Origin of the sequence: Psychrobacter faecalis, assembly GCF_016107575.1 — a bacterium.
GTDB lineage: Bacteria > Pseudomonadota > Gammaproteobacteria > Pseudomonadales > Moraxellaceae > Psychrobacter > Psychrobacter faecalis.
This window is the reverse complement of record NZ_JABAST010000106.1, coordinates 1-333: the sequence shown is the minus strand read 5'-3', so window position 1 is coordinate 333 and position 333 is coordinate 1. Positions and strand designations below refer to the sequence as shown.

The following is a 333-nucleotide window of genomic DNA, read 5'->3' as shown; positions in this document are numbered from 1 at the left end:
CTGTCATCGATATTACCCGCAGTGACTTTAACAGATAAAAGCTCGCCCTTATGATTGATAATGGCGTGCAGCTTAAAGCCGTAAAACCAGCCCATGCTGCTTTTGCCTCGGGTTGCCATTCTTTCAAAGACTTTATGACGGTAGATACGCTTGTTATGACAAACTGCTATCTTGGTTGAATCAATATAGCTGATACCTGTACAGTCGCCCATCATGCTTTGCAAGTAGGCACATAATGGCATGATACTGCGTGGTATCAGCTCTATAAACCGTGAATAACTGGGCAAGTTTGGAAACTCCCGCTTCATCATGCCAAGCATGTGATGGTAGTAA

The 333-nt window shown here is 43.8% G+C and carries 1 protein-coding gene; it reads right to left on the bottom strand.

The window, feature by feature from the left end:
- On the bottom strand, positions 1 to 333 hold a 333-nt coding region (locus JFC07_RS13125), incomplete at both ends, for an IS982 family transposase (protein WP_198329240.1).